We start from the raw sequence: 13,287 nt of genomic DNA, 5'->3' as shown, positions 1-13,287 counted from the left end.
GATAATGGTCGTTTTGATGTGTTGGGGTCCTAACAGCCCTTAACCTTATATTCCAACAATTTCCGTCGCTAGGGGCTGATCTTTGTCGGCAATCCCGACCCTTTTACCCTGCTGTTTGGCTTCTACCATTACCTCCATAAGGGCGATCGCTTTACGAAGCACCTCGCTTTTGGTTCCACCAATTTTTTCCGCTAGATCCTCTAGGGTCTGGTTGAGTTCGAGCGACACATCTAGGCTCAGACGCACTTTTTCTTTTACATTGCCCATACTACACCCGCACATCGCTATTTGTTTTGCGTAAATTTTACTTAAAAATTCATTACCCAGGCTTCTGTCTACAGGAAGATGCATCATAACTCACTCACGATAAACCAAGGCACGATACCTTTGGGGATAAGCAAGTTAAAGCAAAAGGCTGTTATGCAAAAGAAAGAAAAGCTATACCCTGGAATACTTTCGCCGCCCGCGTTACCCCTACGCCGTCACTCTATGGAGAGGAAAGATGATTTTCTAGCTTCCTTCTCACGCGGGGAGAATGGTTGGGGTGTGGGGGTTACTCATATTCCCATTAAGCAAGGCCGCATTTATTTTGGCCTCGCTCATAGATTACCCTGCATATAGCTATTGGTTTACCCCACAATGGGAGCTGGCTTTCTCATCCAAAGGTGATGATTTGTTTTGGTATAACGGCAAATTGATTCAATCGCGATCGCTGGAATTGCCTGTTGACGATCCGGGATTGCTCTACGGCGCTACAGTTTTTACTACACTGCGAGTGTATCAGCAGTCGCTAGATAGTCAACTGACAAACTGGACTGCACACTGCGATCGCCTCCGTTCTTCTTTAAAAACCTTTAACTGGCAGCAACCAGACTGGCAGCTATGCCGCCAAGGTGCTTTGTTGCTGACACCGCACTTCCCCGTTCTCAGGATAGTGATATTTCCCGATGGGCGCGAGTGGATAACTGGGAGAGTGTTACCACCTGATTTAACAGAACGCCAGAAGGATGGGATTACAGCTTGGCTGGCGGAAGATAATCTATTCCGGCGCTCGATACCAGATATTAAAACGGGTAACTACTTGTCTGCTTGGCTAGCATTGAGCAAAGCTCAGACTTTGGGGGCAAAGGAAGCTATTTTAATAGATTCGTCGGGAAACTGGCTAGAAAGCAGCACGGGCAATATCTGGGGTTGGCGCGATGGTCGGTGGTGGACGCCACCCCTAAACGCGGGAATTTTGCCGGGAACAGCGCGATCGCAACTAATCGGCTGGCTGGAAAGTCAGAATGTAGCTGTGGGTGCAGACCCTTGGACTCCCAGCTTTGTGAGGGGGTTGGAGGCGATCGCGTATACAAATAGCGTTGTGGAAGTGGTTCCGATCGCTAGTGTCATCCAGGAGACGGGCACAATTAGCTACAATCCTTTCCACAGCAGCTTAGAGCAACTGCGGAGCCTGTTTCAGGACGGTGGTGCTGGCAAACCCTAGCCTGTTTTGTTGTTTAGTATCAGTATATAGAGAGTTTTTGACCGCTTCTGTGTCAAGTGATCCTGAGAAAGGTTAACATTATTTAATATAAGAAGCGCTCTCAAAGTCTCAACATCCTAAAGATTAGGAGGATTAGTGTGAATAAGCGGTGGAGAAACGCAGGACTGTATGCACTGCTAGCAATAGTGGTCATCGCCTTAGCAACAACATATTTAGAAAAACAAGGCCAGGGGCCAACAACCTGGAAGTACAGCGAGTTCATTCAAAAAGTTCAAGAAGGCAGGATCGAGAGAGTCATTCTCAGCGGCGATCGCACTAAAGCGCAGTTCACAGATCCAGATAGGCCAAGCGACAGTAAAGTTGTCGTTAACCTGCCTAACGATCCAGAACTGGTCAGTATCCTGACAGCCAAAGGCATAGACATTGCCGTTGCACCGCCGACCGACGAAGGTTTCTTGTTCAGAGCCTTGAGCAGTCTATTTTTCCCAATTCTGCTGTTAGTCGGCTTGTTCTTCTTGCTGCGACGCGCTCAGAGCGGCCCAGGCAGCCAAGCGATGAATTTTGGCAAGTCGAAAGCCAGAGTGCAAATGGAGCCGCAAACGCAGGTGACATTTGGCGATGTGGCTGGCATTGACCAAGCCAAACTGGAACTCAATGAAGTTGTGGACTTTTTGAAGAACAGCGATCGCTTCACGGAAATTGGAGCCAAAATTCCCAAAGGCGTGCTGCTAGTTGGCCCTCCGGGAACTGGTAAAACCCTGCTAGCGCGTGCTGTAGCTGGCGAAGCTGGCGTGCCATTCTTCTCCATCTCAGGTTCCGAATTCGTCGAAATGTTCGTGGGTGTCGGTGCATCCCGCGTGCGCGACTTGTTTGAACAAGCAAAAGCTAATGCGCCTTGTATCGTATTTATCGATGAAATTGACGCCGTTGGTCGTCAGCGCGGTGCAGGCTTAGGTGGTGGTAACGATGAGCGGGAGCAAACCCTAAACCAGTTGCTAACCGAGATGGATGGTTTTGAAGGCAACACGGGCATCATTATTATTGCCGCAACCAACCGTCCAGACGTTTTGGATTCTGCCTTGCTCCGTCCGGGTCGCTTTGACCGCCAAGTTGTCGTGGATCGTCCCGACTATAGCGGTCGTCTTGAGATTCTTAACGTCCACGCGAGGGGTAAAACACTGGCGAAAGATGTGGATCTAGAGAAGATTGCCCGTCGTACTCCTGGCTTCACTGGTGCTGACCTTTCAAACTTGCTCAACGAAGCAGCAATTTTGGCTGCACGTCGCAACTTGACAGAAATCTCAATGGATGAAGTCAACGATGCGATCGATCGCGTCCTGGCTGGCCCAGAGAAGAAGGATCGCGTGATGAGCGAGAAGCGCAAGACGCTGGTAGCTTATCACGAAGCTGGACACGCCTTGGTTGGTGCGTTGATGCCAGATTATGACCCAGTGCAGAAGATCAGCATCATTCCTCGCGGTCGCGCTGGTGGTTTAACTTGGTTTACTCCAAGCGAAGACCGGATGGATTCTGGACTGTACAGCCGCTCTTATTTGCAAAATCAGATGGCAGTGGCTTTAGGCGGTCGGATTGCTGAAGAGATCATCTTCGGTGAGGAAGAGGTAACAACTGGTGCTTCTAACGACTTGCAACAGGTGGCGCGTGTGGCGCGTCAGATGGTGATGCGGTTTGGTATGAGCGATCGCCTCGGCCCCGTTGCGCTAGGTCGTCAGCAAGGTAGTATGTTCCTCGGTCGCGATATCATGGCGGAGCGCGATTTCTCGGAAGAAACTGCTGCTGCAATTGATGATGAAGTTCGCGGCTTAGTTGAGCAAGCTTATCGCCGTTCTAAAGAAGTGCTGTTGAATAACAAGCACGTCTTGGACAAATTAGCTCAAATGCTTGTTGAGAAAGAGACAGTTGACTCTGAAGAACTGCAAGAATTGCTAGCCAATAATGATGTAAGAATGGCAGCGATAGCTTAATCTAATTTTGGATTTTAGATTAAATCTAAAGTAGGGTGGGCGCTACCCGCTATCCAAATAAGGAAGAGGACAGATACAAAAGTATCTGTCCTTTTATTTTTACAACGGCGATTTTTTTGCGATTTAGAGCTTAGAATTTTAAATTAATCCGAGCTTTTTATGGGAATTAAGAAATTTAATAAAATTACCGTTATTTGTAGATAAAGATAAAAATTTAGACACAGTTAAAGATAATTTTTTAGAATAATTATGGCTTCAAACTAAATTGGTATAAAGACTTCAGCATTATGACTTAAGGCTTAGCACATTGAATATTGGTCACACTAGAGAGAGATGTAAACTATAAGTGTTAAGAACAAAAATAAAAAATATCGTGACTCGATCTGCTGTGAATGTAGTAAAAAATGTAAATTATGCAGAATATTAAATTACCGGAACTTGGTTTGGTATGCATCACAGCGTCGAACCAAGTGCGATATCGCGCTCTCACCCGCAAGCGGTTGTTGCAATTCAACGATGCAGAACAAGCGCAACTCTTGCGGCAATTATATCAAGATAACTTGCAACGGCTGAATAAAGCGCTTGATTTTTGTGTCGATAATGAGATAAAGCTTTATAGAGTCACATCGGCGATATTTCCCTTTGCAGATACGCCAGTGGGTGAGGCGGTGCTGGATGAGTTTAATGAAGAGTTGCGGCTAACAGGCGATCGCGCGAAAAATCTGGGAATTAGAATAGTTGTACACCCAGATCAATTTGTTGTCCTCAGTTCAGATAACCCTGATGTGATTGAGAACAGCATCAAAATTCTCGCAATGCAAGCGATGATTTTTGATAAATTGGGGTTAGAGCGATCGCCTTGGGCGATGATGGAGATACACGGTGGTAAGAGCGATCGCTCAGAGAGATTAATTAGCGTCATTCGCGATTTACCAGATGCAATTCGCACTCGACTGGCACTAGAAAACGACGAATACGCCTACAGCGCACAAGAGATTTTAGAGGTTTGCCACGCTGCTAAGGTGCCGATGGTATTTGACGCGCACCACCACGTCATTCACGAGCATTTGGATACTTATGAACACCCTAGCGTTGCTGAAATATTAACAGCGGCACGCACGACTTGGCCAGTACCAGAATGGCAGCTAGTCCATATCTCCAACGGCGAGGCAGAGTTCGGCGATCGCCATCATAGCGATTTGATTACAACGATGCCAACTTGCTATCGCGATGCTCCCTGGATTGAGGTGGAAGCCAAGCTTAAAGAACAAGCAATCCAAAAACTCCGGGAAGAGTGGCTGATGGTTGCACCCACGAAGGTAGCCGCGACAGTCTGAAAATAAGACTGCAACGGAGTTTGAGCGAAGCGGTAATGGGGATAAAATCCCCACTTATTATGAGTAGCGATCGCCAACTCCTGCTGACCGCGCTTTATATTGATATTTACTATTGCTGTAGTGAAATATTCACCTTTAAAACTGCTTAGTATAGTCATATTGTAAGTTAGTTTGAGGTACCAAACCCAACAACAGCAAGGGTTTGGTGGTTTTAACTATAACTATACTACAAAGAAGTATGTCCCTCTACTTAGTAAAATATTGACGGTTAAAACTGCCTATTCTAGCAATTACAGCTCAGAGCGTTTACCCCAAATGGCAGACTAAATATCAACATTTTGTTGTCTCCGAAGGAGGGGATAAAAGGCGTCATGTTTCTAACCGCAGGTTGATTATGTTTCCTTCAAGCAGCAATAACCTTGCTGGTATAGAATACAAATTTTAAATCATGAAACCTTCTCAATTTCCTCAAGCCTGTCTGCTGCCATCTGCAATACCTGACTTATTTTATGAAATAACTACCTCTAGAAAAATAACCCTCTCCGAGCGCTATGCACTAATGACAGCACTGTTGCAAAGTTCCCTCAGCGAAGACGAAGAACGGCTACTTAACAGACTTTTTTACGCATTGCGGCGGAAATGGGTGGAAATAGTGTAGCTGAATTTTAGTTACGTCACGCTATAGCTGAATTGGCGCTAGTTTTGATAAAAGGCTTTTTTAGATAACTGCTAGTTTTACTTTTGGCGATCGCAGAAGTTTAAAATTAGCAGCAGCGATATCAAAAGCAATTTAATCGATACTATATAGAGTTAGGGAAAAATCCCCAACTTTAATATGGATTTAGCTAATCTGCTCCCCGGATTGGTACATTCTTCGTAGCTTTTGCTATTCAACTATCAACCATAAAATTATTCAGCTAGCTAAATTTGGTTGATTTGCTTGCTCAAAAGCATCTATCAGCACTTTGGGGATAGCTTTTGGACGCATCGCAGTCATATCCACCCAAACCCACGTCGCCTCTGCTGTAACTAATATCTGATCGTCGCCTTGTTTGCGGATTTCGTAGCGACGGATGGCACGAGGGCCGCGCATTTCTTGCAGCCATGTGGTAACTTCGAGAGTATCACCCGCAACGGCTGAACGGAGATATTCCATCTCGATCCGTCGCATTAGGAAAACGCCGTTTAATTCTTTGTAGCGTTCCATCGTTAAGCCGAGATGTTCTGAGTGTTCAACGGCGGCTTGTTCTAGATAATGTTGGTAAACGGCGTTGTTGACGTGTCCGAGTGCATCCATTTCGTGGTAGCGGACTCGTAACTGGGTGATAAATTTTTGCATGGCGATCGCGCGAAGGTAAACAGAAGTTTTCCACAACAAGTTTAGTGCGAAATACCGCGATCGCGGCGCTACAAAAATCTAACCCGGTTCCTGATAAGTAACAATACCAGACAGGGCATCATTAAGATAGATGTTTTGGCAGAAGCGCTCGTGCCAAAATTGTATTTCCCCATTAGCCAAGGGAAGCTTTAACATGACCCGAAAAACGACACGACGGAAGTTTATTGTCTCCAGCGTTGCTGTTGCTGGTGGAATTGTCGGCGGTACGGCGTTAAAACAAAATCTGACATCTGCACAAAAATCCCAGGCTATACCTTCAGCAATGCCAGAACGAGTGTTAGGCAACACTGGCGTGCGCGTGCCTATTTTTGGTTTGGGTGGTGCGGGTCAGACGCCGTTATCATGGGATAACCACGAGCGAGATGCTGTGGCAATTATCGAACGTGCGCTAGAATTGGGCATTAAATATTTTGACACAGCTTCTGAATACGGGCCGAGTGAAGATTATTTAGGAAAAGTTCTGCCGCCGCATCGCGAGAAGATATTTTTGGCAAGCAAAACATCAGCTAGGGATAGAGATGGTGCTTGGCGAGAATTAGAGCGATCGCTCAAACGTCTTAAAACAGATCGCCTCGATTTGTGGCAACTACACCACGTTTCTCTTCAACAAGAAATCGATACTATATTTAGCTCGAAAGGCGCAATTAAAGCCGTCGAAGAGGCAAAAGAGCAAAAGCTTATTCGCTTTACTGGCATTACAGGACACCACGAACCAACTATCATCGCTGAAGGTTTACGGCGGTATAATTTTGATACAACTTTAATTCCCATTAATGCCGCAGAAAAGCATCATCCCCGTCCCTTTATTACCTCAGTGTTGCAATTAGCTCGCGAGAAAAATATAGGCGTTATTGCAATGAAAGTTCCAGCTTACGGACGTTTATTTAAAGCTGGCGTACTTGACGGAATGCATCAGGCGATGGGATATACACTATCGCAACCGGGAGTGCATTGTTGCGTTATCGCGGCGGAGACGGTAGCTCAATTAGAATCTAACGTAAATGTGGCCAGAGCTTTTAAACCGCTAGATGAGAGTGCGATCGCGCAAATCGAACAACGCACCCTCGCCGCTTGGCAAGATAATACCTTCTTCCGTGCTTGGACTTAGTATTTGGTAATGGAGGCTGGGGAAGAGAAGAAGGCAAATCCTTTCTCTTCCCGATCTCTAATTTCTTTTTCTCACTTTCTTTTCTTAATTCCAACCCCAGAAATATGGGGAGTCACAATAGGAATTGGAGGCTCAAATTTGTTGTAATTGAGACTATCAAAACCAGCCTTTTCCAGTGCTATTAATGTTTCTCTATCCGGGTTGCAACCATCAGCAAGAAATTTCCACACCGGACGAACTCCGCGCTGTACTCGTCGCAATAAACTACCTTGCGGTGCGGCGACGTGTTCGATAAATAAGAAGCTTCCTCCAGGTTTGAGGACTCGCAAAATTTCTTGCAATGCTGCGGTTAAGTCTGGAACCGAACACAAAACAAGAGTACTTACAACTACATCCATACTGTTATCTTCAGCTTCTAGCCGTTCAGCACTTATGCTGCGGATATCGGCATTGCTGAAGCCAAATTTTTCTGCCTCTGTCCTGAGATAGGGATGCATATATGAATTGGGTTCGATGCCAATCCAACGAATTTCTTTGGGATAATAGGGGAAGTTGGCACCAGTTCCGGGGCCAATTTCTAACACATTCCCGTGCAAGTTGGAAAATAAAGAGCGTTTGCGATCGCTCACCAGTTTCTCATATTCAGCATTACCATTGGCTAGTAACCAGGCAAATAGGCGTTTGTTCCAACAGCACGGACAAACAGCACTTGGCAATTCCATAGCAATTAGCTTCTCATCAAAGTTTACTCTACCCAAAATTGTAGAGAACCCAGACGTTAGCCAACCACACCTATTTAGGTGAATTTGATAGTTGATATTGCTTTTTTATTAAAGGGAAATGAGCAAAAAGCTCTCTGACAATAAATTTAAAACAGCAGGACAGGCGGTTAGCGAAACAACGTGCATTTACTGCTTTACGACAGCTTCCCAAACTTGGAATCAGGGTGGTTAACAACGTCGCTACCTAACACAGTTCCTGCTGCAAAACTTTATATTACGCTGTTAGCGGCTGCTTAAATAAGGTATTACATAAGGACGGGCGGTTAGCGCGACGACGTTTCATATTCCATGACATGGGATCATTATGAAATCGTCTTTGCCTAACTCAGTTCCTTATGTAATACATCATAATACACAACCGCAATTAGTGTCAAGCATTTTGATAAAGATATCCAGGCTTGGCAAACAGCGAAGCGTAGACCAAATTACCTTCTTCTTCCACAAACTGACCAGCAAAATTATTGCCAATAACAGTTTGCAAGCGCAGTTCTAAGAAGCGTTCTTCTTCCTGCGTCTGGAAGCTTTCCGCAGGAGTATTGGCGAGAGTCTTTCGCACCTGTTCTTGCAATTCCAGACGGCTTTGATGCAACTGCGATCGCAGTTCTTGGAGATTGCTAGCAGCAAATGGAACTAACTCCTTCTCAGGCTGCTTAACGTGTTGCTCCTCATACATAGCAGCAGCACCATAGCAGAAGCAAACTAAAGGCATCCACAATTCTTGGAAATAAGCAGCAGAAGGCGCAATTTCCACGCCAACTAACTTATCCCTAATTAAAAACAGCGCTCCAGTTTGGCCGGAAAGCAACTCAAACCTGCTGCGATATTGCGTCAAAAACGCTCTTTTCTTGCTGAGAATTTCCTCTAAATGTCCCCGATTTGGCAACTCAAATTGCTGATTCAGGCGACTGATTGCGTCCCAAAGTTTGCTGTAGTTTTTCTGCGATCGCAGCTTTAGCGCTTCCTCCCGCAGTGGCAAAGGTAGAATGAAAAACCACTGTTCTCGTCCTTCCAAATAACCACCTTGAGCCGCTTGCACGCAGCAAGCATCCTCAAACATTAGTTGTTGTCCAGCTGCAATAAAACCAGATCTGCACAAAGCGTGATTTTGCGCCCCATCTTGAATGTAACCCATGTGCAGGGGAACGATCGCCAAACCTTTTTCGGCTGGATTGGAAAGTTCCATATTTCCATAGCCGTTGACGAGATTTAGCTTAATTCCAGACAAAGGACTCGTGAATTTACCATTACTATCCGAACCGAAAATTGGGACAACTGTCATCGCACCCGACACTTGAGGCATACCGAAACGGTAGGGGGAAAGGTCAAATTCACGGGGTACTAATTTGTTATAGTCCATGCATCTAACTCCTTTTCGACCTTACTCAGTTTTCGCAGCAGAAATTCTTGCCAGCTGGCTTCGCTTTCATTTCCCCGAACTGTCGAAAACAGCGACATCAGCAAATCTTCAAAATCGTTTTGATGCCAGAATTCTAGTTGGGGAAGGTTGCCAGCAGGACGCCGTAATTCTAAGTCATCTTGGCTGGTAAATTTGCTGTGACAGAAGACAACTGGCGTGTTAATACCAACTTTGGGTAAAGTAGCGGCGACTCTTTGCAAATCTCCGGCATAAACATTTTCGTAACCATCGGAGATTATAGCTACTAAATCCGGCTTGCTTTCGAGTGCGTCGAGCATTGCACCAGCTAGATCCGTGTGTCCTTCTGGCATTGGCAAATGTCCAGAGCCACCAACGTTATAAACTTTGGAATTAGCACATTTTTGCAGCACCATTTGCAAGGCTAGGGACTGAGCAATGCAACAGTATTCGCGTTCGCCATAGCCTTTGGTAGATGCAGAAGCATCCAAAACTAAAGCCAAGTTGCCATTAAATTTTGGTAACTTTGTTGCTGCATCTTCAACATAGCGCTCTAAAGCTTGTTGCAATTCTGCGGAAGTGCCACCCCGGTAAAGATGAACTAAGGTTGCAGCAATGTCACCGCGATTTGTTGCCGTGATAGTTTTAGGAAGCTCCTTCTTAGTCTCCAGAAGTTCGCTGTATTTTGTATGAACTTGCGCGTATTTAACTTCGCCAACAGCGGGGACAATACCAGTGCCTAAAGGCGCTCGATATAGAAACGGTAAAATGGTTGCTACTTTGGAGCGATCGCCTGCAAATTTCAGCATATGGCGACGCAGATATGGTTCCTCAACTGTTTGCTCGGAAAGCATGCTGATAGAACCCCGCGCCACATTCTTACCCAGTGCGTGTTCTAGGGAATCGACAACAGCAGGACGACGGCGCAAAGCCATATCCTCAAACTGAGGATGATTGAGAACATACTTGAGAATTGCTCTGGATGTATGCTTATGATTTGCACGCACTCGTCGCAGTGCCAAAAACACGGTTAGCACTCGATCCGGGTGAAGAATTGCTAATAGTAAATCCGTCACGCGATCGCACGTTTGGCGAACTTCTTTAGCCATACCTTTGCGCGATCGCTGCAACAGTTGAAATAAAATCCGCACCTGTTGCCAAGGTTGCACTGATTCCGCTATGGCCAACAGTGCATAAAGCTCTGGATTGCGATTATAAATTTCCCGGTGCAAAGCTTCATCGCTCCACTGGGGTGGTTTGCCGTTGTACCGCAAGATAAACGGCTCATTCTGAGTACGCAGATTTGTTAGAAAACTTGCGAGTGTTGGGTTGCTTGCATCCATTTGACTGCTCCCAAATAATAGTTGAGCGTTTCTAAGCGGAAACCTCAACGAGTGCAAGATAAAATTACCCCCGCGCAAAAAGCACTGCCTTTTCACTGGTACTTTACCAATGTGGCTTCACCCATAACGAGGGGGCAAAAGTTTGGAGGTAAATAGATTAGAAGCGATCGCTGTTATATTTATACTACATAAATACTACAAAAACGTCAAGCGACTGGCAAAAATAGAGATAGGCCAAAGAATCAAGTAAAGTAAAACCTATGCCAATCGTCGTAGCTGAAAACCTGAGCAAAGTCTACCCGATCGCCGTCAAAGAACCAGGACTCAAGGGAACATTGCAACACTTCCTGCACCGCACCTACCGCGAGGTGAAAGCAGTTCAGGATGTTTCCTTTCAAATCGAACCGGGCGAAGTAGTAGGATTTTTGGGTGCTAACGGTGCGGGAAAAACTACGACACTGAAGATGCTCACAGGGTTAATTCATCCCTCGTCTGGTAAAGTCAGCGTCGCCGGACACGTACCCTTCCGCCGACAAACGCCATTTTTGCAACAAATCACCCTCGTCATGGGGCAAAAACAGCAACTCATCTGGGACTTGCCAGCCCTAGACTCGCTTAAAATAAATGCCGCCGTCTATGGCATACCCGAAGATGAGTTTAAAAAGCGAGTCGGCGAACTCGTTGAGATGCTATCGCTTGAAGGCAAACTCAATCAAGCAGTGCGAAAACTTTCCTTGGGAGAACGCATGAAAGCTGAGTTGCTTGCGGCACTCCTCCACCATCCCCAAGTGCTATTTTTAGATGAGCCAACTCTCGGCCTAGATATCAACGCCCAAGTGGGAGTGCGCGACTTCTTGCGCGAGTACAACCAACGCTACCAAGCAACGGTACTGCTGACGAGTCACTACATGGCGGACATTACCGCACTCTGTCAGCGAGTGTTGCTAATTCACCAAGGGCAACTTATATATGACGGTAGCCTGGATGGGTTGATGGAGCGGTTTGCTCCCTACCGCGAGGTTAAGGTAGAGTTGGCAACTCCAGTACCAGAAGTCAAGCTTTTGGACTACGGCGAATTGGAAGCAATTCAAGGTAGGGAGGTGCGGTTGCTGGTGCGGCGCGAGGAACTAACTCGCACGGTTGCAAAGATTCTCGCAGAGTTGGAAGTAATAGATCTGACTGTGACAGATCCGCCAGTGGAAGAAGTGATTGGGCGAGTATTCCGCGCTGGGGGGGTGGAATTTTAGATTGTAGATTGGTTTATGCAATCCAAAATCATCCCTGCGGCGAAACTCCGCCTGGGCAAAATCCAAAAGCGCTATGAATCGAACTATTAGAATTGCGAAAACATTATTAGTTGCCTACTACGCCTATATGCTGGAGTACCGGGCGGAGCTAATTTTGTGGGCATTGTCGGGATCTTTGCCGCTTATCCTCATGGGCGTGTGGATGGAGGCGGCGCAAGGCGGACAGTTTGGGCTAACACCTGTGGACTTTGCCAGGTATTTTTTGGCAGTTTTCATTGTGCGCCAGTTTACCGCAGTTTGGGTGATCTGGGAGTTTGAAAGGCAGGTGGTGGAAGGGAAGCTATCTCCCCGCTTGCTTCAGCCGCTAGATCCGGTATGGCATCATGTTACTTCGCATCTTTCTGAACGGTTGGCAAGGATGCCGTTTGCTATCGGGTTGGTGGTGTTGTTTATAGTGCTGTATCCCCAGGCTGCTTGGTTGCCGAGTTTTGGGCGTGTTGTATTGTTTGCGATCGCAGTTGCGATGGCTTTTGCTCTGCGCTTTGTCATCCAATACACTTTTGCTTTGTTCTCTTTTTGGATAGAACGTGCTGCTGCGATCGAGCAATTTTGGATGTTGTTTTTTCTATTTTTGTCTGGTTTAATTGCACCCCTCGAACTATTCCCCCCAAATGTTCGCGAGGTTGTATTGTGGACGCCTTTTCCTTATTTAGTACATTTCCCGGCTGCAATTTTAGTCGGTTTGCCAGTTGATTTAGTGCGGGGATTTTTGACGATGTTGGGTTGGAGTTTGCTGTTTTTTATCTGGAATCGCTGGCTGTGGCGTCAGGGGTTAAAACAATATTCGGGGATGGGGGCTTAAAGAGTTTTGAGTTTTGAGTAACAATTGGGATTACAGTAGGGTGGGCAGTGACCACCTCTACTCCATTTTTCAGGTAATTTGTCGCAATTCATCCATGGTATTCACCGTCCTTATTCCCTGTTGAATTGCCTTTAGTCGCTCTAAATAGGTTAACGCGAAGGGGGAGAAGGTTGATGAAAGCGCGATCGCTAATTGACTTTGGGTCGAGTTTAACCATCAAATGTTAAAGGTCGAGCGTGCATAATTGTTACTGGGGAAGGTTCGGGCAGTTTTAGTTTAGGCTCTGTGTCTAATAAACAGATACGCACCCCTGACGGGGAAGTAATTTTTAAGCATGGAAATTATTTAGGTAGAGCCTTTTTT

General features: G+C 46.1%; 12 protein-coding genes. 7 read left to right on the top strand and 5 right to left on the bottom strand.

Annotated elements, in window-relative coordinates:
• Positions 1 to 45: 45 nt before the first annotated feature.
• Entirely contained in the window at positions 46 to 354 is a 309-nt protein-coding gene (locus H6F77_RS01220) for a ribbon-helix-helix domain-containing protein (protein WP_242021816.1), read from the bottom strand.
• 235 nt (positions 355 to 589) lie between these two features.
• Between H6F77_RS01220 and H6F77_RS01215 the strand changes: the two genes are divergently transcribed.
• From H6F77_RS01215 to H6F77_RS01200, 4 genes are all read left to right on the top strand, one after another.
• Positions 590 to 1,486 carry an aminotransferase class IV gene (locus tag H6F77_RS01215; protein WP_309228783.1) on the top strand — a complete coding sequence of 299 codons (897 nt, stop codon included), beginning with the start codon at positions 590 to 592 and terminating at the stop codon, positions 1,484 to 1,486.
• A gap of 137 nt (positions 1,487 to 1,623) precedes the next feature.
• Positions 1,624 to 3,471, top strand: a complete 1,848-nt coding sequence (gene ftsH3, locus H6F77_RS01210; RefSeq protein ID WP_190484540.1) for an ATP-dependent zinc metalloprotease FtsH3 — start codon at positions 1,624 to 1,626, stop codon at positions 3,469 to 3,471.
• A 413-nt stretch (positions 3,472 to 3,884) separates the two neighbouring features.
• On the top strand, positions 3,885 to 4,808 hold the full coding sequence (uvsE, locus tag H6F77_RS01205; protein WP_190484538.1) for a UV DNA damage repair endonuclease UvsE: 924 nt from the start codon (positions 3,885 to 3,887) through the stop codon (positions 4,806 to 4,808).
• 448 nt (positions 4,809 to 5,256) lie between these two features.
• Positions 5,257 to 5,466 (top strand): hypothetical protein, encoded by a 210-nt coding sequence (locus tag H6F77_RS01200; protein ID WP_190484536.1) that lies wholly within the window; start codon positions 5,257 to 5,259, stop codon positions 5,464 to 5,466.
• Between the two features lie 255 nt (positions 5,467 to 5,721).
• On the opposite strand, the gene H6F77_RS01195 is transcribed toward H6F77_RS01200, so the two are convergent.
• Entirely contained in the window at positions 5,722 to 6,183 is a 462-nt protein-coding gene (locus tag H6F77_RS01195) for an acyl-CoA thioesterase (protein ID WP_242021814.1), read from the bottom strand.
• A gap of 157 nt (positions 6,184 to 6,340) precedes the next feature.
• Here H6F77_RS01195 and H6F77_RS01190 point away from each other — a divergent pair, with 157 nt between their 5' ends.
• Entirely contained in the window at positions 6,341 to 7,315 is a 975-nt protein-coding gene (locus tag H6F77_RS01190) for an aldo/keto reductase (protein WP_190484534.1), read from the top strand.
• 71 nt (positions 7,316 to 7,386) lie between these two features.
• Here H6F77_RS01190 and H6F77_RS01185 read toward each other — a convergent pair whose 3' ends face one another.
• The 3 genes from H6F77_RS01185 to H6F77_RS01175 form a co-directional block, all read right to left on the bottom strand.
• Positions 7,387 to 8,037 (bottom strand): class I SAM-dependent methyltransferase, encoded by a 651-nt coding sequence (locus tag H6F77_RS01185; protein ID WP_190484532.1) that lies wholly within the window; start codon positions 8,035 to 8,037, stop codon positions 7,387 to 7,389.
• A gap of 430 nt (positions 8,038 to 8,467) precedes the next feature.
• Positions 8,468 to 9,454: an ARPP-1 family domain-containing protein gene (locus H6F77_RS01180; protein WP_190484530.1), complete on the bottom strand. Its 987-nt coding sequence runs from the start codon at positions 9,452 to 9,454 to the stop codon at positions 8,468 to 8,470.
• Complete coding sequence (locus H6F77_RS01175; protein ID WP_190484528.1) at positions 9,436 to 10,815, bottom strand: VWA domain-containing protein; 1,380 nt, start codon at positions 10,813 to 10,815, stop codon at positions 9,436 to 9,438. The genes H6F77_RS01180 and H6F77_RS01175 overlap by 19 nt, the downstream gene beginning before the upstream one ends.
• A gap of 260 nt (positions 10,816 to 11,075) precedes the next feature.
• Between H6F77_RS01175 and H6F77_RS01170 the strand changes: the two genes are divergently transcribed.
• Together H6F77_RS01170 and H6F77_RS01165 are read left to right on the top strand one after the other, a co-directional pair.
• Positions 11,076 to 12,062, top strand: coding sequence for an ABC transporter ATP-binding protein (locus tag H6F77_RS01170; RefSeq protein ID WP_190484526.1), 987 nt, complete (start codon positions 11,076 to 11,078; stop codon positions 12,060 to 12,062).
• Positions 12,063 to 12,135: 73 nt separating this feature from the next.
• The gene (locus H6F77_RS01165) at positions 12,136 to 12,924 is read left to right on the top strand and encodes an ABC transporter permease (protein WP_190484524.1); all 789 of its coding nucleotides are present in this window, start codon (positions 12,136 to 12,138) and stop codon (positions 12,922 to 12,924) included.
• Positions 12,925 to 13,287: the final 363 nt, after the last annotated feature.

It is taken from the genome of Microcoleus sp. FACHB-831, assembly GCF_014695585.1.
Lineage (GTDB): Bacteria > Cyanobacteriota > Cyanobacteriia > Cyanobacteriales > FACHB-T130 > FACHB-831.
The sequence above is the reverse complement of the archived record's forward strand: the minus strand, read 5'-3'. Positions and strand labels throughout refer to the sequence as shown.